Raw genomic sequence first — 21,792 nt, forward strand, 5'->3', positions numbered from 1 at the left:
CCCCCCTGTGGGAGCGGGCCATGCCCGCGAATATTCCCGCGCACAAAAGCTTCGCGGGCATGGCCCGCTCCTACGGACGTTCAAAACACCTCGGCACTTCGAGCAACACGCCATTGGGACATGGCCTTTAGAAGTCGCCCCACAGCTGCTGCGCCACGCTCAATGCCACCACCGGCGCCGTTTCGGTACGCAATACCCGCGGGCCGAGACGGGCGGCGTCGAAGCCGGCTGCGCCGGCACGTTCGAGCTCGTCATCGCTCAGGCCGCCCTCGGGGCCGATGAGAAACGCTAGCGTCTGTGGCCTGGCATGGCTGGTCAGTGGCGCAGCGACCGGATGCAGCACCAGTTTCAACTCCGCTTCGACGCTCAGCCAGCCGTCGAGGCTGCGCGGCGCATGGATGACCGGCAGGACCGAGCGGCCGCACTGCTCGCAAGCGCTGATGGCGATCTGCCGCCAGTGCGCCAGGCGCTTGTCGGCGCGCTCGTCGTTCAGCCGTACCTCGCAGCGCTCGCTGACGATCGGGGTGATCTGCGCGACGCCCAGTTCGGTGGCCTTCTGGATGGCCCAGTCCATTCGTTCGCCACGCGATAGTCCCTGCCCGAGGTGAATCCGCAGCGCTGATTCCGCCATCCCGGGCCGTTGCTCATGCAATTGGACGACAACCGACTTCTTGCCGACGTCGGTGAGCACGCCACGAAATTCGCTGCCGCTGCCGTCGAACAGCTGCACTGCGCTGCCTGCGGATAGCCGCAACACGCGGCTGATGTAGTGGGCCGACGACTCGGGCAGGGCGTGCTGGCCGAGGGACAGCGGGGCATCGATGAAGAAGCGGGAGAGGCGCATAGAAGCAGCTGCAAGCGGCAAGTTGGAAGCGCCAAGTTTAAAGCATTGGCGGCCCGTCCGGCCCGCCCGTGCCGTCCAGCGGGCCGCATTTCTTTGAAGCTTGCCGCTGCCGTCAACCCGGATCCCGGAATCCCGGATAGCGTCCGGCCGGTACCGCCACGCTCACCGCTTCGCGGGTCGCGATATCGATGCCTTCGCTGGCGACTTCGGCGAGGAAGTCGATCTGTTCTTCGGTGATGCAGTAGGGCGGCAGGAAATACACCACGCTGCCCAGCGGGCGCAGCAGCGCGCCGCGTTCCAGGGCGTGCTGGTAGACCTTGAGGCCGCGCCGTTCTTGCCACGGATACGGTGTACGGCTGGCCTTGTCCTGGACCATCTCGATGGCCAGCGCCATGCCGGTCTGGCGCACCTCGGCGACCTGCGGGTGTTCGGCCAGGTGCGCGGTGGCGCTGGCCATGCGTGCCGCCAGCGCCCTGTTGGCCTCGATCACGTTGTCCTCGGCGAAGATGTCCAGCGTCGCCAGCGCGGCGGCGCAGGCCAGCGGGTTGCCGGTGTAGGTATGCGAATGGAGGAAGGCACGCAGGGTCGAATAGTCGTCGTAGAAGGCCTGGTACAGCCGGTCGGTGGTGAGCACCGCGGCCATCGGCAGGTAGCCGCCGGTCAGGGCCTTGGACAGGCAAAGGAAATCGGGGGTGATGCCGGCCTGTTCGCAGGCGAACATCGTTCCCGTGCGGCCGAAGCCGACGGCGATCTCGTCATGGATCAGGTGCACGTCGTAGCGGTCGCAGGCCTCGCGCAGCAGTTCGAGGTAGACCGGATGGTACATGCGCATGCCGCCGGCACCCTGGATCAGCGGCTCGACGATGACCGCGGCGATTTCCCGGTGATGCTCGGCAAGGGTCCGCTCCATGTGCGCGAACATGTTGCGCGAGTGCTCTTCCCAGCCCATGCCTTCCGGACGCAGGTAGCAGTCCGGGCTCGGCACCTTGAGGGTGTCCAGCAGCAGCGGCTTGTAGGTGTCGGTGAAGAGCGCGACGTCGCCCACCGACATCGCCGCGACGGTTTCGCCGTGGTAGCTGTTGGTCAGGGTGACGAAGCGCTGTTTCTCCGGCCGGCCGCTGTTGCGCCAGTAGTGGAAGCTCATCTTCAGCGCGACCTCGATGCCGGTCGAGCCGTTGTCGGTGTAGAACACCCGCTCCAGGCCCGGCGGCGTGAGCGCCACCAGCCGCTCCGACAGCTCCACCACCGGCTGATGGCTGAAGCCGGCGAGCATCACGTGTTCGAGCTGGTCGAGCTGGTCCTTGACGCGCTGGTTGATGCGCGGGTTGGCATGGCCGAATACGTTGACCCACCACGAGCTGACCGCGTCCAGGTAGCGTTTGCCGTCGAAATCCTCCAGCCAGACGCCCTCGCCGCGGCGGATGGGAATCAGTGGCAGCTGTTCGTGGTCTTTCATCTGGGTGCAGGGGTGCCAGAGTACGGCGAGATCGCGTTGCATCCAGCTGTGGTTCAGGCTCATCGTTGCTCCTCCGCAGTGAGACGGCGCAGCCTAGCAGAAGCTCGCCGTTGCGACCGAGGCGAAAAGTGTTATCGGTCCATTCGATGGTTCGAAGCGAAAAAATTCGCTCTACGCCGATAGATAACTGGCTAGGCTTGTTGCCACGAAATTGAAGGGACAGGCCGATGCGCTGGCGCAACTCCTCCGCCCACTATGGGCTGATCAGCATCGTGCTCCACTGGCTGGTCGCCGTCGCGGTATTCGGGCTGTTCGCCCTGGGGTTCTGGATGGTGGGGCTGGACTACTACAGCAGCTGGTACCGCGCCGCTCCGGACATTCACAAGAGCATCGGCATCATTCTCTTCACCGTGATGCTGTTGCGGGTGTTTTGGCGCTTTCTCAGCCCTGGCCCCGTCGCGTTGGCCAGCCACGGTCCGTTGACCCGGCTGGCCACCAAGGCCGGTCACGGCGTGCTTTACCTGGGGCTGTTCGGCGTGATGATCTCGGGCTATCTGATCTCCACCGCCGACGGCCGGCCGATCAGCGTGTTCGGCTGGTTCGCGGTTCCGGCGCTGATCACCGGCATTCCCAGCCAGGAGGATATCGCCGGCCTGGTGCACGAATATCTCGCCTGGGCGCTGGTTATTCTCGCGGGGCTGCATGCCCTGGCGGCGCTCAAGCACCACTTCATCGATCACGATGCGACGCTCAAGCGTATGTTCGGTCGTGCCGATGGCTGATCTCAACCCAAGTAGGAGAATTACCGATGCTGAAGAACACCCTCGCAGCGTTCGCTCTGGGCTCGGCCCTGTTCGCCGGCCAGGCCATGGCCACCGACTACGCCATCGACAAGCAGGGCCAGCATGCCTTCGTCAATTTCAAGATCAGCCACCTCGGCTATAGCTGGCTGTGGGGGACCTTCAAGGACTTCGACGGCAGCTTCAGCTTCGATGCCGCCAAGCCGGAGGCGAGCAAGGTCAACGTCACCCTGAAGACCGCCAGTGTCGACACCAACCACGCCGAGCGCGACAAGCATCTGCGCAGCGATGATTTCCTCAACGTCGGCAAGCATCCGACCGCGACCTTCGAATCCACCGCGGTGAAGGCCACCGGCGAGGGCACCGCCGAGATCACCGGCAACCTGACGCTGAACGGTGTGACCAAGCCGGTGGTGATCGCCGCCAAGTTCATCGGCGAAGGCGACGATCCCTGGGGCGGCTACCGCGCCGGCTTCGAGGGCAGCACCACGCTGACGCTCAAGGATTTCGATATCAAGATGGATCTCGGCCCGGCCTCGCAGACGGTCGACCTGATCATCTCCGTCGAGGGTGTACGCCAGTAAGACGCAAGGGAGTGCCATGGACGCCGGCGTATGCCGGCGTTCTGTTTTATGGCGCGAACGAGCGAGAGGCCTGCGCCGAATGCCTGTCGAGGTCCATCTGGATCAGAGGTCTCGGAATATTTAGTCGGTTCTGAACGGTTTACAGACAGTCTTGGATGTAAGTATATTTCCGTCACTCTGCTCTCCGCGCGTCTGCGGTCGGCTGTCACCCTTTAAGCGCCTGCAGCTTTTCAAGAGGTTTTCCATGTCAATCAAGCCAGCCAATGCTGCCCTGATGTCCATTCTTGCCGTGGCCGTTTTCCTCGGTGGCTGCGAGGAACAGGAAGCGCCGTCCGCCCAGGAGATACCGCGGGTCGGCATCGTCACCCTGCAGGCCGAACCTTTCGCGCTGACCACCGAGCTGCCGGGGCGTACCCGCGCCTACCGCATCGCCGAGGTTCGCCCGCAGGTCAACGGCATCATCCAGAAGCGCCTGTTCACCGAGGGCAGCGATGTGCAGGCCGGCCAGCAGCTGTACCAGATCGACGCGGCGGTGTACGACGCGACGCTCAAGAGCGCCCAGGCCAGCCTGGCGTCGAGCAAGTCGCTGGCCGACCGCTATGCCGAACTGGTCAAGGACCAGGCCGTCAGCAAGCAGGCCTATGACGAAGCACGCGCGGCCGCGTTGCAGGCCGAGGCGGACGTCGAGCGTGCCCGCATCGACGTGCGCTACACCAAGGTGCTGGCGCCCATTTCCGGGCGCGTCGGCCGCTCCGCCGTCACCGAAGGGGCGCTGGTCAGCAATGGCCAGGCCCAGGAACTGGCGACCATCCAGCAACTCGACCCGATCTACGTCGATGTCACCCAGCCGGCGCGCGAGCTGCTCGCCCTGCGCCGCGACCTGGCCGAGGGCCGTTTGCAGAAGGCTGGCGAGAATGCCGCCAAGGTGACCCTGACGCTGGAAGACGGCAGCGCATACCCCCATGAAGGCACGCTCGAATTCAGCGAGGTCACGGTGGATTCCGGAACCGGTTCGGTGACCCTGCGGGCGGTATTCCCCAATCCGGACAAGAACCTGCTGCCCGGCATGTTCGTGCATGCGCAACTGATGGCCGGCATGAAGAACGAGGCGATCCTGGTGCCGCAGCAGGGCGTGACCCGTAATGCCAAGGGTGAGCCGACCGCGATGGTGGTCAATGCCGAGAACAAGGTCGAGTTGCGTCGGATCAAGACCGAGCGCACGGTGGGCAACCGCTGGCTGGTGGGCGAAGGCCTGCAGCCGGGCGACCGGGTGGTTACCGAGGGACTGCAGTTCATCCAGCCGGGCGTCGAAGTCGACGCCGTTCCCGCGACCAATGTCGACAATGCTGGGGCGCCTGTCGGGCCCCAAGGCCAAGAAGGCTGAGGGGTTCCTAGTTCATGTCCAGATTCTTTATCGACCGGCCGATCTTCGCCTGGGTGATCGCCTTGGTGATCATGCTGGCCGGTGGCCTGTCCATCCTCAATTTGCCGGTCAATCAGTATCCCAGCATCGCCCCGCCGGCGATCGGCATTCAGGTCAACTACCCGGGTGCCTCGGCGCAGACGGTGCAGGACACCGTGGTGCAGGTGATCGAGCAGCAGCTCAACGGTATCGACGGGCTGCGCTACATCAGCTCGTCGAGCAACTCCGACGGCAGCATGGAAATCACCGTCACCTTCAATCAGGGCACCGACCCGGACATCGCCCAGGTCCAGGTGCAGAACAAGCTGCAGTTGGCCACGCCGCTGTTGCCGCAGGAGGTCCAGCAGCAGGGCATCCGCGTGACCAAGGCGGTGAAGAACTTCCTGATGGTGGTCGGGATGGTTTCCATGGACGGCAGCATGAGCCAGAGCGACCTGGCCGACTACATCGTCTCCAACATCCAGGACCCGCTGTCGCGTACCCGTGGCGTCGGCGATTTCCAGGTGTTCGGTTCGCAGTACGCGATGCGCATCTGGCTGGACCCGGCCAAGCTGAACAATTTCCAGCTGACTCCGGTGGATGTGAGCAATGCCATTGGCGAGCAGAACGTGCAGATTTCCTCGGGCCAGTTCGGCGCGTTGCCGGCGGTGCCGGGGCAGCAGCTGAGCGCGACCATTGTCGGCAAGACCCGCCTGCAGACGCCCGAGCAGTTCCGCGAAATCCTGCTCAAGGTTAACAACGACGGCTCCCAGGTGCGCCTGAAGGACGTCGCCCGGGTCGAACTCGCCGCCGAGCGCGCGGCCATCACCGCCCAGTACAACGGCAATCCCGCGGCCGGTATCGGTATCAAGCTGGCCACCGGCGCCAATGCGCTGGATACCGCCAAGGCGGTGCGTCAGACGCTGGCCGAGCTGCAGCCTTACTTCCCGCAGGGAATGGAAGTGGTCTACCCCTACGACACCTCGCCGGTGGTGGCGACCTCGATCAACAACGTGGTGAACACGCTGTTCGAGGCCATCGTGCTGGTGTTCCTGGTGATGTACCTGTTCCTGCAGAACTTCCGCGCGACCCTGATTCCCACCCTCGCGGTTCCCGTGGTGCTGCTGGGAACCTTCGGCCTGCTGGCCGCCTTCGGCTTCAGCATCAACACGCTGACCATGTTCGCCATGGTTCTGGCCATCGGCCTGCTGGTGGACGATGCCATCGTGGTGGTAGAAAACGTCGAGCGGGTGATGGCCGAGGAAGGGCTGTCGCCGGTGGAGGCCACGCGCAAATCCATGGGGCAAATCCAGGGCGCGCTGGTGGGCATCGGCCTGGTGCTCTCCGCGGTCTTCGTGCCGATGGCCTTCTTCGGCGGCTCGACCGGCATCATCTACCGGCAGTTCTCCATCACCATCGCTTCGGCGATGGGGCTGTCGGTGCTGGTGGCGTTGATCTTCACTCCGGCATTGTGCGCCACCATGCTCAAGGCCAGCGATGGCGAGCATCAGCAGAAGCGTGGCTTCTTCGGCTGGTTCAACCGTACCTTCGACCGTGGGGTGAACCGCTACGAGCGGGGCGTGGCCGGGGTGCTGCGGCGCAAGGTGCCCTATCTGATTGTTTATCTGGTGATCGTCGCGGCCATGGCGCTGCTGTTCACCCGCCTGCCCAGCGCCTTCCTGCCGAACGAAGACCAGGGCGTTCTGTTCGCCCAGGTACAGACGCCGGCCGGCTCCACTGCCGAGCGGACCCAGAAGACCGTGGATTCCGTGCGCCAATACCTGCTGGAGGAAGAAGGCGATGTGGTCAATTCGGTGTTCACCGTGACCGGCTTCAACTTCGCCGGTCGCGGGCAGAACTCGGCCATGGCCTTCATCGGCCTCAAACCATGGGATCAGCGCACCGAAGCCGGCACCAGCGTCTTCGACCTGGCGCAGCGTGCGCAGGAGCGCTTCTTCCAGTTCCGCGACGCGCAGGTATTCGCGTTCGCGCCGCCGGCGGTCATGGAGCTGGGCAACGCCACCGGCTTCAACTTCTTCCTGCAGGACCAGGCGGGACTCGGTCACGATACCCTGATGCAGGCGCGCAACCAGTTCCTGCAACTGTCGGCACAGAGCCCGCTGCTGCAGGCCGTGCGGCCCAACGGGCTGAACGACGAACCGCAGTACCAGTTGTTGATCGATGACGAGAAGGCGCGTGCGCTGGGCGTTTCGTTGAGCGACATCAACAACACGCTGGCGATCGGCTGGGGCTCCAGCTACGTCAACGATTTCATCGACCGCGGCCGGGTGAAGCGGGTCTACATGCAGGGCGATGCGCCCTCGCGCATGACGCCCGAGGATCTGGACAAGTGGTTCGTGCGCAACGCTCAGGGCGAAATGGTGCCGTTCAGCGCCTTCGGCAGCGGCGAATGGGTCTATGGTTCGCCGAAGCTCTCGCGCTACAACGGTGTGCCGGGGATGGAAATCCTCGGCGAGCCGGCCGCGGGCTACAGCACCGGGGATGCCATGGCCGAGGTGGTGCGCCTGGCGCAGCAACTGCCGTCCGGGATCGGAGTATCGTGGACCGGGCTTTCCTTCGAGGAGATCCTGTCCGGCGGCCAGGCGCCAGCCCTCTACGCGCTCTCTTTGCTGGTGGTGTTCCTCTGCCTGGCGGCGCTGTACGAGAGCTGGTCGATTCCCTTCGCGGTGATGCTGGTGGTGCCGCTGGGCGTCATCGGCGCGGTGCTGGCGACCACCGGTCGTGGCTTGACCAACGACGTGTTCTTCCAGGTCGGCCTGCTGACCACCATCGGCCTGACGGCGAAGAACGCCATTCTGATCGTCGAGTTCGCCAAGGACCTGCACCGGGACGGCATGGACCTGTTAGAGGCCACCGTGCAGGCCTGCCGCATGCGCCTGCGTCCGATCATCATGACCTCGCTGGCCTTCACCCTTGGCGTGGTGCCGCTGGCCATCGCCAGTGGTGCCGGCGCCGGCAGCTCACATGCCATCGGCACCGGGGTGATCGGCGGGATGGTCACCGCTACCGTGCTAGTGATCTTCTGGGTGCCGTTGTTCTTCGTGCTGGTGACGTCGCTTTCCAGTCGCAAGTCCGAGGTGGGTGAAGACGCGAAGGGGGATGCCCAGTGAACAAGTCCTTATTGAGCCTGGCATTGCTGGCGGCCCTGAGCGGCTGTTCGCTGATACCCGATTACCAGCGACCGCAGAGTCCGGTCGCCGACGCCTGGCCCGAAGGGCCGGCCTATGCCACGGGGGCGGCGCAGGCGCAGCGCGAACTGGGCTGGCGCGAGTTCTTTCGCGACCCGGCACTGCAGCAACTGATCGAAGTGGCGCTGGAGAACAACCGCGACCTGCGCGTGGCGGCGCTGAATGTCGATGCCTACCGTGCGCTGTATCGCATCCAGCGCGCCGACCTGCTGCCGGCGGTGAGCGCCGACGGTGCAGGCAGCCGCAGCCGCACCCCGGGCGATCTGAACGTGACCGGCGAGCCGGCGATCAGCAGCCAGTACAGCGCCACCTTCGGCGTGTCCTGGGAGCTGGACCTGTTCGGCCGTCTGCGCAGCCTGCGCGACCAGGCGCTGGAGGAGTTCTTCGCCAGCGAGGCTGCGCAGCGCAGCGCGCAGATCAGCCTGATCGCCAGCGTCGCCAACGCCTGGCTGACGCTGCAGGCCGACCAGGCCCTGCTGCAGGTCACCCGCGATACGCTCAAGACCTACGAAGAGAGCTTCGGCCTGACCCAGCGCAGTTTCGACGTCGGCGTCGCCTCGGCGCTGGAGCTGCGCCAGGCGCGCAGTGCCGTCGACAGTGCGCGGGTGAGCATCGAGCAGTACACGCGTCTGGTGGCGCAGGACCGAAACGCCCTGACGCTGCTGCTCGGGCAGAGCCTACCCGCCGGCCTGCCGAGCGAGGGTGGCCTGGAACGTACCCAGCTGGCCGCGTTGCCGGTCGGTTTGCCATCGGATCTGCTCTACAAGCGCCCGGATATTCTCCAGGCCGAATATCAGCTCAGGGCGGCCAATGCCAGTATCGGCGCGGCGCGTGCGGCGTTCTTCCCGCGCATCAGCCTGACCGGCGCGGCGGGTACGGCCAGCAGCGAGCTGTCCGGCCTGTTCGACGGCGGGTCGGGCTACTGGAATTTCGCGCCAAGCATCAGCGTGCCGATCTTCAATGCCGGCCAGCTGCGGGCGAATCTGGATTACGCCCGGATCAGCGAGAACATCCAGGTGGCGCAATACGAGAACGCCATCCAGACCGCGTTCCGCGAGGTCGCCGATGGCCTGGCCGCCCAGGCCACCTATAGCCGTCAGGTTCAGGCTCAGCGCGACCTGCTCGAGACCAGCGAGGCCTACTACAACCTCGCCGAGCGCCGCTATCGCACCGGCGTGGACAGCTACCTGACCCTGCTCGATGCCCAGCGCCAGCTGTTCAGCGTACAGCAGCAACTGATCGGCGATCGTCTCGCGCAACTGGTCAGCGAGGTCAATCTGTTCAAGGCGCTGGGCGGGGGTTGGCAGGAAAGCGCGCAGGCGCAGGCCGGCGAGGGCTGAGTCTCGTGGCCGGCTGCCGATAGGCGCCCTCCTGTAGGACCTTCAGAACACCTCGGCACTTCGAGCAACACGCAATTGGGGCAGAGCCAAACGAAAACGCCGCCCATCCGGGCGGCGTTCTTGTTTCCCGCTTTGGCTCAGCGGTTGCGCGTCAGCAGCGCGGGTTTCTCGCCACGCGGCCGGCTTGGCAGCTGCTCGAGCTGATCCAGGCTGGGCAGGCGGTCGATCTTCGATTCCTTGTGAATGATCACCGGCTGCTTCTCGCGCGGCTTGGCGGACTCCTGGCGAGTCACCACCGGCTCGTCGATCCGACGGCTTTCATTCTTGCGTCGCGGCTGGCCGTTGCGCCCCTGGCTCTGGCCACCACGGGTGGCCTGTCCCTGACGCTTGCCTTTGCCTGGCGCAGCACCCGCGCCGGCCCCGCGCCCCGCGCTGGCTGCGCGCGGTTGGGCGCTGCCCGGCTGGGCGGGGGCGCCGGGGCGGCGGCCGCGGTTCTGCTTGTTCTGATACGGACTGACGTAATCGACGCGATTGCCGAAATTGTCCACTTCGTCATCGAGGAACTCGTCGGGCGCGCGGTCCGGAGGTAGCTGCGGCGGCCGGATGGCCGTCTGCGCCTCGCTGGTCGAACCGTCGCGAGCGGGCTTGCGGGCCTTGCTCTTGTTACGGCGGTTGCGTTCCTTCTGCTCGGCGCCTTTCTCGGCCGGCTTGTCCCGCTCGCTGCGCGCCTTGCGCTCGCCGCGCTGCGGACGCGGCTGGTGCGGCTCGCGTACTTCAGGCTTCTCCGCTTCGATGCTGCTGGCATCGAAGCCCATCGGGTCACCTTCAGGAATGCGCTGCTTGGTAAGGCGCTCGATGCCCTTGAGCAGCTTCTCTTCATCGGGCGCCACCAGCGAGATGGCCTCGCCGCTGCGTCCCGCACGGCCGGTACGGCCGATACGGTGCACGTAGTCTTCCTCGACATTGGGCAGCTCGAAGTTGACCACATGCGGCAGTTGGTCGATGTCCAGCCCGCGCGCGGCAATGTCGGTGGCCACCAGGATGCGTACCTGGTTCGCCTTGAAGTCGGCCAGTGCCTTGGTACGGGCGTTCTGGCTCTTGTTGCCGTGAATCGCGGCAGCCGGCAGGCCATGCTTTTCCAGGTACTCGGCCAGGCGGTTGGCGCCGTGCTTGGTGCGGGTGAAGACCAGCACCTGTTCCCAGGCGCCCTGGGTGATCAGGTGGGCCAGCAGGGCGCGCTTGTGGCTGGCGGCGACGCGGAACAGGCGCTGTTCGATGCGCTCGACCGTGGTGTTCGGCGGGGTGACCTCGATGCGCTCGGGGTTGTGCAACAGCTTGCCGGCGAGATCGGTGATGTCCTTGGAGAAGGTGGCCGAGAACAGCAGGTTCTGGCGCTTGGCCGGCAGCTTGGCCAGCACCTTCTTGACGTCGTGGATGAAGCCCATGTCGAGCATGCGGTCGGCTTCGTCGAGCACGAGGATTTCCACGTGCGACAGGTCGATGGCCTTCTGGTTGGCCAGATCGAGCAGGCGGCCCGGGCAGGCGACCAGCACGTCGAGCCCCTTGGCCACGGCCTGGATCTGCGGATTCATGCCGACGCCGCCGAAGATGCAGGTGCTTTTCAGCGGCAGATCGCGGGCGTAGACCTTGAAACTGTCGTGGACCTGGGCGGCGAGTTCGCGGGTCGGTGTCAGCACCAGCACGCGCGGCTGTTTCGGGCCGTAGCGATGTTCGCGGTCCGGGTGACCACCCGGAAACAGTAGTTCGAGTACCGGCAGGGCGAAGCCGCCTGTCTTGCCGGTTCCGGTCTGGGCGGCAACCATCAGGTCGCGGCCTTGCAACACGGCGGGAATGGCCCGCTGTTGCACGGGAGTAGGCTGGGTATAACCGGCGGCCTCGACGGCACCGGCCAAAGCCTCGGAGAGACCGAGGGAAGCAAAGGACATGAGTAATCCTGTCTTGTTAGGGGCGAGGCCCTGGGATGATCATGCCTGGCTTGAATCGCGACTGGCGTGCGATCCCGTCCGGTCCTGCCGCGATTTGCTGATGGCGGCATCCGGGCGTAAGCCTGGCGGAAGCGCGGAGTATAACAGAGCCTGTCAACGCCGCATTGCTCTGACAGTGTCGCAGGTCACGGGTTCATTAGCCAGCTCCGTATTGCTACGGAGCCGGGAAACGTCAGCGTGGCAGCTTGAGGTTGTTCCAGATCGCCAGGCTCGGCTCGGCCTGGTTGAGGGTGTAGAAGTGCAGGCCCGGCGCGCCGCCGGCGAGCAGTTTCTCGCACATCTCGCTGATCACCAGCTCGCCGAAGGCCTGGATGCTGTCGATGTCGTCGCCGTAGGCTTCCAGTTGCTTGCGGACCCAGCGCGGTATCTCGGCGCCGCAGGCATCGGAGAAGCGCGCCAGCTTGCTGTAGTTGGTGATCGGCATGATGCCGGGGACGACCGGGATGTCGACGCCCAGCTTGCGTATGCGCTCGACGAAGTAGAAGTAGCAGTCGGCGTTGAAGAAGTACTGGGTGATGGCGCTGCTCGCGCCAGCCTTGGCCTTGTGCACGAAGTTGGCCAGGTCGTCCTCGAAATTGCGTGCCTGCGGGTGCATTTCCGGATAGGCGGCGACTTCGATGTGGAAGTGGTCGCCGGTTTCGGTGCGAATGAACTCCACCAGGTCGCTGGCGTGGCGCAGTTCGCCGCTGGCCATGCCCATGCCCGAGGGCAGGTCGCCGCGCAGCGCGACGATGCGCTGGATGCCGGCGTCCTTGTAGAGGTTGAGCAGTTCACGCAGCTCCTGCTTGCTATCGCCGACGCAGGACAGGTGGGGTGCGGTGGGCACCTTCACCTCGCCGTCGAGCTGCAGCACGGTGTTCAGCGTGCGGTCGCGGGTCGAGCCGCCGGCACCGTAGGTGCAGGAGAAAAAATCGGGTTTGTATTCGGCCAGCCGGCGTGCGGTGACCAGCAGTTTTTCATGCCCGGCTTCGGTCTTGGTGGGGAAGAACTCGAAGCTGATCGACGGGCGATTGGGAGGAGTCATTTGTTTTTCCAAGCTTGAAGCTTGAAGCTTGAAGCTTGAAGCCAGAAGCGACGGGGATTCCCGGACCGCTTCCAGCTTCCAGCTTCCGGCTTCCGGCTTAGTAACGATAGGTATCCGGCTTGAACGGTCCGTCGACCGCCACGCCAATGTATTCGGCCTGCTTCGCGGTCAGTTGGGTGACCACGCCGCCGAAGCCCTTGACCATTTCCAGCGCCACTTCCTCGTCGAGCTTCTTCGGCAGGACCATGACGGTGACGTTCCGGGTCCTTTCCGCCACCGGCAGGTCGGCGAACTTCTCGTTGTACAGGTGGATCTGCGCCAGCACCTGGTTGGCGAAGGAGCCGTCCATGATCCGGCTCGGGTGGCCGGTGGCGTTGCCCAGGTTCACCAGGCGGCCTTCGGCCAGCAGGATCAGGTAGTCGTCATTGGTCGGGTCGACGGTCTTGCCGGTGCGGTGGATCTTGTGCACCTGCGGCTTGACCTCTTCCCAGCCCCAGTTCTGGCGCATGAAGGCGGTGTCGATCTCGTTGTCGAAGTGGCCGATGTTGCAGACCACGGCGCGCTTCTTCAGCGCCTTGAGCATGCCGGCATCGCAGACGTTGACGTTGCCGGTGGTGGTGACGATCAGGTCGATCTTGCCCAGCAGGGCGGCGTCTACGCTGGCCTCGGTGCCATCGTTGAGGCCGTTCTTGTACGGCGAGACCAGCTCGAAGCCGTCCATGCAGGCCTGCATGGCGCAGATCGGGTCGACTTCCGAGACCTTGACGATCATGCCTTCCTGGCGCAGCGACTGCGCCGAGCCCTTGCCCACGTCGCCGTAGCCGATCACCAGCGCCTGCTTGCCCGACAGCAGGTGGTCGGTGGCACGCTTGATGGCGTCGTTGAGGCTATGGCGGCAGCCGTACTTGTTGTCGTTCTTGCTCTTGGTGACCGAGTCGTTGACGTTGATCGCCGGGACTTTCAGGGTGCCGCCCTTGAGCATGTCGAGCAGGCGGTGCACGCCGGTGGTGGTTTCCTCGGTGATGCCGTGGACCTTTTCCAGCACCTGCGGGTACTTGTCGTGCAGGATCTGGGTCAGGTCGCCACCATCGTCCAGCACCATATTGGCGTCCCACGGCTGGCCGTCCTTGAGGATGGTCTGCTCGATGCACCACTCGTACTCTTGCTCGGTCTCGCCCTTCCAGGCGAACACCGGGATGCCGGCGGCGGCGATGGCGGCAGCGGCCTGGTCCTGGGTGGAGAAGATGTTGCAGGACGACCAGCGTACTTCGGCGCCGAGGGCGATCAGCGTCTCGATCAGCACGGCGGTCTGGATGGTCATGTGGATGCAGCCGAGGATCTTCGCGCCCTTGAGCGGTTGCTCGGCGGCATACTTGCGGCGCAGGCCCATCAGTGCGGGCATTTCCGATTCGGCAATGATGATTTCGCGGCGGCCCCAGGCGGCCAGGGAAATGTCGGCGACCTTGAAGTCGGTGAAACCGGCAGGCGTCATGACAGCACTCATCGAAGAGTTCTCCATTCGTAAAAGGTGCGAATGGGCGCCGTTGATGCGTTTCAGGAAACGCCCCATCCGAGCCTGACAGGCAAGGGCCCGAGCGGGTTGCGGTTCGCAAGCTCCGGAACGGGCTCTTCGTCTGCTGCAGCGCCCCTCGGACGGGTGGCGGGCACGGCCGAAGCGGAGTCGGCCGGGAAAAGCCCGGCGATTATAGCCGCGCCGGCGGGCAATCCCAAGCCCGGCGCCGGCGAACTCGTCCGCGCAGTGGGGGGTCGAAATTTCAGGTTCGGCGCGAAGGCGCCGGGCGAAACCGCTTCAGGAGAACGCCAATGAACCTTTTGCTGCGCATTGCGCCCCTGTTCCTGCTCGGCGCCTTCAGCCTGCCCGCCGCCGCCCAGTCCTGTTATGTGCATACCGAAACCTCCGGGGCGGTGCCGGCGCCAGTGGTGACCGAGCAGTGCTTCGAATTCCATGGCCTGGACAAGGACGATGCCATCGACTGGGTCTGCCAGGACAACGAGGCGGTGGAGAATTCCCGGCGCGAAATCCGCGACAGCTGTCCCGAGGGCCACTTCGGGATCTGCACCGCGCCGATGACGCCGGAAACCCTGGCCAACGAGCGTGCCGCCGGTTCCCAGGCAGCCAATGGCACCTGGCCGACCACCGTCGATGACGATGCGCGGGTCGTGACCTACCACTACCACGCCAGCGATCGGGCACAGGCGAAGGTCGACTGCGAAAGCTCGGGCGGCACCTGGTCTCGCTGACGTCAGGTGACGGGCTGGTGGACGAGCGTGCAGCTTTTTCTTACGAAGCCGATGCCCGACCGATTTGTTCAACCGCGCCGGGCCGGGGATAATCCCGCGCTTTGCATCGACGAGTGGTTGAACCATGAAGCTGAGACTGCTGAGCCTGTCCCTGATCGCCGCCTTGGCCCTGAGCGGTTGCGATCGGATCGATCCCGACTCACCGCTCGGCAAGCGCAAGGCGATCTATCAGCAAATGCTCGATACCAAGGAGGACCTCGGCGGCATGCTCCGTGGCCGCATCCCCTTCGATGGCGAGGCCTTCGCCGTCGGCGCGGTCAAGCTCGACGAGCTCTCGCGGCAGCCCTGGCAGCATTATCCCGAGGCCAGGGAAAAGCAGAGCGATGCCCGCGATGACGTCTGGCAGCGTCAGGAGCGCTTCAACGAGATGGCGCGCAAGCTGGAAGGCACCACCGCCGCGCTGGTCGAGGTGACCTCTGCCTCGACGCCGACGCCCCAGGGCGTGGCGCCGGCCCTGCAGCGGGTCGAGGACGCCTGCGAGGCCTGCCACAAGGAATTTCGTGCCTACTGACCGGCAGGCTCACTGGCGCAAGGATTCGAGCTTTGCCCGCGCCTCGGCCAACTGATTCCTGCGCAGTTCGATCAATTGCGCATCGCCGCTGCCCAGGGCCTCGCGCAGCAGCGTTTCACGGCGTTCCACCTGGAGGGCGGCATGCCCGTGCCCGATCTGGCGCGGGTGTAGCGCGACCAGCCCCTGGCATTGCTCGGTCAGGTTCTGCAGCTCGGTGTTGAGCTGGTTCTGGCGCGGCTTGTCGCCCTGCAGACGCGCCTGCTGCAACTGCGCGCGCAGGGACTGGCGTTGTTCGTTGCAATGCGAGTCGGGTTCAGCCGCCGCCAGCGTCGGGCCGATGACGGCGCAGGCGAATATCAGGGCAATCGGTACATGCCAGGCAGACATGCCTCGCCTCCATGATTGTTATGAGCTTCTATCGACCGCGGCGTCAGACGAAAGTCCCTCGGAGCCTGTTTTTAACGCAGCAGGGCCGACGCGCAGCAGATCGTGAGCAGGCTCTCAGAAGCCGGCTACCCCGGCTGTCCGCAGACGATCACGCAAGGCTTGCAGCTCCTCGACGGCGAAGAAGGCCTGCAGTTGACGCGCCCGTATCGGCCCGATGCCGGATCCCGTCTGCCACTGCTCGGCGCTGCGAGCAGCCAGCGCGTTCCAGTCGGAGGCGTCGTCGAGCGGCACGCTGGCGGGCAGGCCGAGGGCCTGTAGCCATAGCGCCAGAGACCTGTTGCGCGCCAGGGCGAAGCTGCGGGCCATCGCTTGCGCCCGCTCCACGCCGACACCGGGTACCTGCTGCAGTGCCGCAGTGTCCAGCTCCAGCCAGGCGAGCAGGTCCGGCAGCAGACCGGCATCCAGCAGCGCCCGCCAGCTGCCGGCGCCGATGCCGGGCAGATCGAGGCCCTGCCTGCCGCTCAGCCAGGCCAGGCGGGCGAGGAACTGCTGGCGACAGCCCGGCGTTGGCCGCCAGCAGCTGTGGGCATGATGCAGCGCCGGATCGGGCACGCTCACCGCCGCGCGCTCGCGGGCGCGCCAGACCACGGCACCCAGTTGCGGGATGGTCTGGCCGGCGAGCACGACGGAGATCTGGTCGCCGGGGCGGATATCCAGCGCCTGCCAGCGCCGCAGGGAACCCAGGCCGAGCGTGCGGATACGACGGCCGTCCAGTTGCACCGGGTCGAGCTGCAGCAACGGCGTGATCCGGCCGCTGCGGCCGATGCGAAACTCCACGGCGCGCACCTGCGCCAGCGCGCTACGCAGCGGATATTTCCAGGCTGCCGCCCAGTGCGGCTCGGCCTGCCAGCGTTCGGCCGGCGGTCGCTGGCCCTGGCGCAGCACCACACCGTCGGTGGCGAAGGGCAGCGGCTGACGATACCAGCGCTCGCGCAAGCGACTGGCCTGGGCGAAGTCCTGCAGGCGCAGGGTGAAGCGCTGGCTGTCAGCGAAGCCCAGCGTCGCCAGGCGTTCGAGTCGTGCGGGCATGGCTTGTGGGCCGTTGGGCCAGTCCCAGACGAACAGGCCGATCCGCGCGGCGCTGCCGGCTTCGAGCCGCTCGCTCGCCATGGCCCCGGCGACCCGACTGCGCGCGCCGCCGCTGCCGGCCTCGGCTTGCACGTGCCGCTCCAGCCGCCAGTAGAGTTCGCCCTGCAGGATCACCTCGCCCGGTTCCGCCAGTTGTTGTGGGATCGCCGGCAACTGCCGGGCCCTGGCCGTCCAGTCCTGGCCGCTGCGCCCATCGCCACGGCTTATGGCCTGTTGCAAGCGACCGTCGCGATAGACCAGGCTGACGGCCACGCCGTCGACCTTGGGCTGGATCCACAGGTCCGTGCGCCGCGCGATCCAGTCGCGAACGGCGCGTTCGTCGGTGAGCTTGGCCAGCCCGGTCTGCCTGACCGGATGAGGCAGCGGCCCGCCGGCATGGGCCAGCGGAACGGCCGCCGGGTAACCCCGCGCGGGAAAACAGCGCTGCCAGTCGGCCAGGCGCGCACGGCTCTGGTCATAGATTTCGTCGTCCACCAGCGACAGGCCGCGCTGGTGATAGGCCTCGTCCCAGCGGTCGAGCTGCTGCTGCAGATGAAGGACTTCCTGTTGCGCCCGCACGCTGCTCCAGTCCGGGCAGGCGGCGGCGAGGAAAGGCGAGACGAGGCATAGCGATAACGCGATCAGGCGTTGCATGGCGAGCTTCCTTGCTCCGGTAGGGGGGCGCGGCCTGTCGTCAACGGCAGGCCGCGTTGCCATTGTCGCCGGCACGCGGCTGGCTGACTGTGCGTCAGCGCATATTGAACAGTTCCTGGTGGAAATCCTTCGGCAGCAGGCCATGGCGCTGCAGATCCTTGCGCAGCGCCAGGCCGAAACCTGCCGGGCCGCAGAACCAGACATCACAATCCGGCCAGTGCGGCGCCAGCTGGCGCAGGCGCTCGGGGGTCAACCGGCCGTCCTCGCCGGCCACCAGCACGTGTAGGCGTACGTGGGCGCGCTCGGTAAGCTGCTGGATGCGCTCGATGAAGCCGCGGTCCGGCGCGCTGGTGCTGTAGAACAGATCGACGTTGCCGCCCTGGCCGCTATCCGCCAGGGCCTGCAACCGGCCGATGAAAGGGGCGATGCCGATGCCGCCGGCGACCCAGAGCTGGCCTGGCTTGTCGCCATGGAAGTCGAAACAGCCATAGGGCCCTTCGATCTTGACCAGGTCGTCCTGCTTCAGGGTGTCCGGCAGGTTACGGGTATAGTCACCGAGGCCCTTGATGGAGAATGCCAGCCGGCCATCATCGCGCCAGGCGGAGGAGAGGCTGAAGGGGTGCGGACCTTCCTTGTCGTCGAAGGTGACGAAGGCGAACTGTCCGGCCTTGTGGCCCGGCCAGGCACCGTCGAGCTGGATGTCGACCCGCAGGACGCGGTTGTCGCGGTGATGGGTCAGCGCTGCTATGCGGCCGACCACCTGGTGCTTGCGGCCGATTCGGCGCGACAGGGAGATGCACGCCGCCACCGAGCCGGCGGCCAGCATCAGTGCCAATACCAGGCCCAGCGGCGAGCGCCAGTATGTCGGCGGGATCAGCACCAGCGAATGCAGCACGAGCAGCAGATAGACCAGCGCCAGCCAGCGGTGCGTCTTGAAGAACCAGCGGTAGGGGAAGCGCTTGACCAGCGCCAGCACGATCAGGATCGCTCCGGCGTAGAAGGCCCACTCGCCGAGGTCCTCGGCCGGTCCGCGCAGGCTTTGCAGCATGCCGGCGATGCCTTCGGCGGCCTGTTCGGCGCCGCGTCGCGCCGGCCGCTCCAGCCAGCCGAAGCCGACCAGCCATTTCGGTATCTGCCCCCAGCCCCAGTGGACGATGGCGATCGCCAGGGCGCTGATGCCCAGCCACTTGTGCAGCCGGTAGGTCTTGTCCAGGCCGTCGAAGAAACGCTCGAATCTTTTCGGTCGGGCGGCCAGCACCATCGCGACGCTCATCGCGCCGATGGCCAGCACGCCGCTGTAGTCGACCAGCATCTTGCGCAGCGGCCAGAACGGGTAGCGCGCCATGAACACATCCTCGACCAGCAGCCAGAGCAGGGTCAGGCCGATGAACAGGGCCGCATAGGTCAGTTTGATCGATCTCATTCGACAGGCCTCCTCGCCGGCTTGTGGTGTCAGCCCCCGGAGCATGCGCACGCAGCCATGCGGCCGCCATGATCCTGATCAGTACCTGGAAAAGGCGGCGACCGCTGGTTGCGCTTTTTATCTACAATTCGGCCCTTCAATTCCTCGAAGAGACGAGCCCGTGCATCCCGTGATCTCCATCGAGCAGCTCACCAAGACCTATGCGTCCGGCCATCCGGCGCTGAAACGGATCGACCTGGATATCCGCAAGGGCGAAATCTTCGCCCTGCTCGGCCCCAACGGCGCCGGCAAGACCACGCTGATCAGCATCATCTGCGGCATCGTCAATCCCGGCACTGGACGCGTGCGGGTGGATGGCCACGACATCATCCGCGACTACCGCGCCGCGCGTTCGAAGATCGGCCTGGTGCCGCAGGAGCTGTACAACGAGGGCTTCGAGAGCGTCTGGGCGACGGTGCGCTTTTCCCGCGGGCTGTTCGGCAAGGCGCCGGACGATGCCTACCTGGAACGACTGCTGCGCGACCTGTCGCTGTGGGACAAGCGCGATGCGCGCATCCTGGAGCTTTCCGGCGGCATGAAGCGCCGGGTGATGATCGCCAAGGCGCTGTCCCACGAGCCGTCCATCCTGTTCCTCGACGAGCCCACTGCGGGCGTCGACGTCGAGCTGCGGCGCGACATGTGGGAGATGGTCCGCGGCCTGCGTGCACGCGGGGTGACCATCATCCTCACCACCCACTACATCGAGGAAGCCGAGGAAATGGCCGATCGCATCGGGGTGATCAGCAAGGGCGAGATCATCCTGGTCGAGGACAAGGCCGTGCTGATGCACAAGCTCGGCAAGAAGCAATTGACGCTGCAACTGCAGCGCCCGCTGGCGGCGATCCCGCCCGAGTTCGCCGACTATCCGCTGGAACTGGCGAGTGAAGGCAACCAACTGGTCTACACCTTCGACGCCCAGCACGAGCACACCGGCATCGCCGAGCTGCTCAAGCGCCTCGCCGAGCACGGCATCGACTTCAAGGACCTGCAATCCAGCCAGAGTTCGCTGGAAGAGATTTTCGTCAGCTTGGTAAAGGGCAGCCGCACATGAATTTTTATGCAATCCGCGCCATCTACCTGTTCGAGCTGGCGCGCACCTGGCGCACCTTGCTGCAGAGCATCGCCACGCCGGTCATTTCCACCTCGCTGTACTTCGTGGTGTTCGGCTCGGCCATCGGCGCACGGATGGAGGCCATGCACGGCATTCCCTATGGCGCCTTCATCATTCCCGGCCTGATCATGATGGCGTTGCTCACCGAGAGCATCTCCAACGCTTCGTTCGGCATCTACATGCCGCGCTATTCCGGGACCATCTACGAGGTGCTGTCGGCGCCGGTGTCGTACATCGAGATCGTCGTCGGCTACGTCGGTGCGGCGGCAACCAAGTCGATCATCCTCGGGGTGATCATCCTGCTCACCGCCCGGCTGTTCGTCGATTACGAGGTTCAGCATCCGCTGATGATGGCGCTGTTCCTGGTGCTCACCGCGGTGACCTTCTGCCTGTTCGGCTTCATCATCGGCATCTGGGCCGACGGCTGGGAGAAGCTGCAGATCGTCCCGGCGCTGATCGTCACGCCGCTGGCGTTCCTCGGCGGCAGCTTCTATTCGATCGAGATGCTGCCGCCGCTGTGGCAGAAGATCACCCTGTTCAACCCGGTGGTGTACCTGATCAGCGGTTTCCGCTGGAGCTTCTACGGCGTCTCGGACATCAGCGTTGGCATCAGCCTGGCGATGATCCTGGGCTTTCTCGCTGCCTGCCTGCTGGCGGTGTGGTGGATCTTCAGGACCGGATACCGGCTGAAGAACTGATACGGCCTGATCTCATTCCCACCGGCAGCGCAGGTACTATGGCGGTACATCTTTCATTTTCGAGGCAAGCATGAAACGCGTTCCTTCTCTCGCCCTTCTGGCCGCTCTCGGCCTGGCGGCCGGTTCCGCCAGCGCCTTCAACCTCGGCGAGGCCGCCCGGGCGGTGTCGGGCATCGCCGGCAGCGGCGCCACGCAGAACACATCGCAGACCCAGGCACTCGGCCTGATCGGCCAGCTCGACGCACTCGACGTCACACCCGAGCAGGCACTGGGCGGCAGCGGTGCGCTGCTGCAATTGGCCAAGCAGCAGCTGAGCAGCACCGACTATGCCCAGCTCGCCAAGTCCGTGCCCGGTATCGACAAGCTCACCGGCGACAGTGGGCTGGAGCAGCTCGGCCAACTGGGCGCGCTGACCGGCCTGCTGGGCAAGTCGGATACCGCCGTCGATGCCCAGGCGGCCGCTGCGGTGGACGACGTGCAGAGCCTGGCCGACGTCAACCAGGCGTTTTCCGCGCTGGGCATGGATGCCGGCATGGTCGGCCAGTTCGCACCGATCCTGCTGCAATACCTGGGCAGCCAGGGTGTAGGTGGCTCGCTGTTGCAGAGCCTGGGCAGCATCTGGGGCGTCGGCGGCGCCTGACTCGCGTCCTCGGAAAGAAGGAAGCCCCGTCCGGCATTGCCGACGGGGCTTTTTCATTCCATCGAGCGCGCGCTACCAGGAGCCATAAGGGATGCCGTGTTTTTCGATATAGGCTCTGGGGGTTTCCGAGAGGAAGTAATATTCGCCATCGGATTGCCCGCCATACGGCCCCTTGGGCTCGATTTCCGCCTGGGCGCGCAGGACTTCGATGGGC

General features: G+C 65.5%; 18 protein-coding genes, 1 pseudogene and 1 riboswitch. Of the genes and pseudogenes, 10 read left to right on the forward strand and 9 right to left on the reverse strand.

Annotation, left to right across the window (positions count from 1 at the left end; translation table 11 throughout):
• Positions 1 to 127: 127 nt before the first annotated feature.
• Both IN820_RS10850 and IN820_RS10855 read right to left on the reverse strand, forming a co-directional pair.
• Positions 128 to 844 (reverse strand): 16S rRNA (uracil(1498)-N(3))-methyltransferase, encoded by a 717-nt coding sequence (locus IN820_RS10850; RefSeq protein WP_193680988.1) that lies wholly within the window; start codon positions 842 to 844, stop codon positions 128 to 130.
• 112 nt (positions 845 to 956) lie between these two features.
• Positions 957 to 2,363, reverse strand: coding sequence for an adenosylmethionine--8-amino-7-oxononanoate transaminase (locus IN820_RS10855; protein ID WP_193680989.1), 1,407 nt, complete (start codon positions 2,361 to 2,363; stop codon positions 957 to 959).
• Between the two features lie 164 nt (positions 2,364 to 2,527).
• On the opposite strand from IN820_RS10855, the gene IN820_RS10860 reads away from it, so the two are divergent.
• The 5 genes from IN820_RS10860 (at position 2,528) to adeC (ending at position 9,635) form a co-directional block, all read left to right on the forward strand.
• On the forward strand, positions 2,528 to 3,082 hold the full coding sequence (locus IN820_RS10860; protein ID WP_193680990.1) for a cytochrome b: 555 nt from the start codon (positions 2,528 to 2,530) through the stop codon (positions 3,080 to 3,082).
• Between the two features lie 26 nt (positions 3,083 to 3,108).
• Entirely contained in the window at positions 3,109 to 3,684 is a 576-nt protein-coding gene (locus IN820_RS10865) for a YceI family protein (protein ID WP_193680991.1), read from the forward strand.
• A 244-nt stretch (positions 3,685 to 3,928) separates the two neighbouring features.
• Positions 3,929 to 5,068 carry an efflux RND transporter periplasmic adaptor subunit gene (locus IN820_RS10870; protein WP_193680992.1) on the forward strand — a complete coding sequence of 380 codons (1,140 nt, stop codon included), beginning with the start codon at positions 3,929 to 3,931 and terminating at the stop codon, positions 5,066 to 5,068.
• 14 nt (positions 5,069 to 5,082) lie between these two features.
• Entirely contained in the window at positions 5,083 to 8,217 is a 3,135-nt protein-coding gene (locus IN820_RS10875) for an efflux RND transporter permease subunit (RefSeq protein WP_193680993.1), read from the forward strand.
• The gene (gene adeC, locus IN820_RS10880) at positions 8,214 to 9,635 is read left to right on the forward strand and encodes an AdeC/AdeK/OprM family multidrug efflux complex outer membrane factor (RefSeq protein WP_193680994.1); all 1,422 of its coding nucleotides are present in this window, start codon (positions 8,214 to 8,216) and stop codon (positions 9,633 to 9,635) included. Before IN820_RS10875 ends, adeC begins: the two co-directional genes overlap by 4 nt.
• 137 nt (positions 9,636 to 9,772) lie before the next feature.
• On the opposite strand, the gene IN820_RS10885 is transcribed toward adeC, so the two are convergent.
• The 3 genes from IN820_RS10885 to ahcY all read right to left on the reverse strand — a co-directional run bounded on the left by IN820_RS10885 (position 9,773) and on the right by ahcY (position 14,169).
• On the reverse strand, positions 9,773 to 11,581 hold the full coding sequence (locus tag IN820_RS10885; protein WP_193680995.1) for a DEAD/DEAH box helicase: 1,809 nt from the start codon (positions 11,579 to 11,581) through the stop codon (positions 9,773 to 9,775).
• 232 nt (positions 11,582 to 11,813) lie between these two features.
• Positions 11,814 to 12,665, reverse strand: coding sequence for a methylenetetrahydrofolate reductase [NAD(P)H] (gene metF / locus IN820_RS10890; protein WP_193680996.1), 852 nt, complete (start codon positions 12,663 to 12,665; stop codon positions 11,814 to 11,816).
• A 97-nt stretch (positions 12,666 to 12,762) separates the two neighbouring features.
• On the reverse strand, positions 12,763 to 14,169 hold the full coding sequence (gene ahcY, locus IN820_RS10895; RefSeq protein WP_193680997.1) for an adenosylhomocysteinase: 1,407 nt from the start codon (positions 14,167 to 14,169) through the stop codon (positions 12,763 to 12,765).
• Positions 14,170 to 14,194: 25 nt separating this feature from the next.
• A riboswitch (S-adenosyl-L-homocysteine riboswitch) is annotated at positions 14,195 to 14,322 on the reverse strand.
• 167 nt (positions 14,323 to 14,489) lie between these two features.
• Here ahcY and IN820_RS10900 point away from each other — a divergent pair.
• Together IN820_RS10900 and IN820_RS10905 are read left to right on the forward strand one after the other, a co-directional pair.
• Positions 14,490 to 14,927 carry a hypothetical protein gene (locus IN820_RS10900; protein ID WP_193680998.1) on the forward strand — a complete coding sequence of 146 codons (438 nt, stop codon included), beginning with the start codon at positions 14,490 to 14,492 and terminating at the stop codon, positions 14,925 to 14,927.
• 124 nt (positions 14,928 to 15,051) lie between these two features.
• A complete protein-coding gene (locus tag IN820_RS10905; RefSeq protein WP_193680999.1) occupies positions 15,052 to 15,498 on the forward strand; it encodes a c-type cytochrome in 447 nt (148 codons plus the stop codon).
• A 9-nt stretch (positions 15,499 to 15,507) separates the two neighbouring features.
• Here the strand turns inward: IN820_RS10905 and IN820_RS10910 are convergent, their stop codons facing one another.
• The 3 genes from IN820_RS10910 to IN820_RS10920 all read right to left on the reverse strand — a co-directional run bounded on the left by IN820_RS10910 (position 15,508) and on the right by IN820_RS10920 (position 19,090).
• Positions 15,508 to 15,885: a DUF1090 domain-containing protein gene (locus tag IN820_RS10910; RefSeq protein ID WP_193681000.1), complete on the reverse strand. Its 378-nt coding sequence runs from the start codon at positions 15,883 to 15,885 to the stop codon at positions 15,508 to 15,510.
• A 114-nt stretch (positions 15,886 to 15,999) separates the two neighbouring features.
• Entirely contained in the window at positions 16,000 to 17,667 is a 1,668-nt protein-coding gene (ligB, locus tag IN820_RS10915) for an NAD-dependent DNA ligase LigB (RefSeq protein WP_193681001.1), read from the reverse strand.
• Between the two features lie 94 nt (positions 17,668 to 17,761).
• Positions 17,762 to 19,090 (reverse strand): ferredoxin reductase family protein, encoded by a 1,329-nt coding sequence (locus IN820_RS10920; RefSeq protein ID WP_193681002.1) that lies wholly within the window; start codon positions 19,088 to 19,090, stop codon positions 17,762 to 17,764.
• A 160-nt stretch (positions 19,091 to 19,250) separates the two neighbouring features.
• Here IN820_RS10920 and IN820_RS10925 point away from each other — a divergent pair, with 160 nt between their 5' ends.
• The 3 genes from IN820_RS10925 to IN820_RS10935 all read left to right on the forward strand — a co-directional run bounded on the left by IN820_RS10925 (position 19,251) and on the right by IN820_RS10935 (position 21,578).
• The gene (locus tag IN820_RS10925) at positions 19,251 to 20,180 is read left to right on the forward strand and encodes an ABC transporter ATP-binding protein (RefSeq protein WP_193681003.1); all 930 of its coding nucleotides are present in this window, start codon (positions 19,251 to 19,253) and stop codon (positions 20,178 to 20,180) included.
• The gene (locus IN820_RS10930; RefSeq protein WP_193681004.1) at positions 20,177 to 20,938 is read left to right on the forward strand and encodes an ABC transporter permease; all 762 of its coding nucleotides are present in this window, start codon (positions 20,177 to 20,179) and stop codon (positions 20,936 to 20,938) included. Before IN820_RS10925 ends, IN820_RS10930 begins: the two co-directional genes overlap by 4 nt.
• A gap of 70 nt (positions 20,939 to 21,008) precedes the next feature.
• The gene (locus tag IN820_RS10935; RefSeq protein ID WP_193681005.1) at positions 21,009 to 21,578 is read left to right on the forward strand and encodes a DUF2780 domain-containing protein; all 570 of its coding nucleotides are present in this window, start codon (positions 21,009 to 21,011) and stop codon (positions 21,576 to 21,578) included.
• A gap of 72 nt (positions 21,579 to 21,650) precedes the next feature.
• Here the strand turns inward: IN820_RS10935 and IN820_RS23110 are convergent.
• Positions 21,651 to 21,792 (reverse strand): annotated as a pseudogene (locus tag IN820_RS23110) (DUF2931 family protein); the annotation flags it as partial.

The sequence above is a fragment of the Pseudomonas lopnurensis genome (assembly GCF_015070855.1).
Taxonomy (GTDB): domain Bacteria; phylum Pseudomonadota; class Gammaproteobacteria; order Pseudomonadales; family Pseudomonadaceae; genus Stutzerimonas; species Stutzerimonas lopnurensis.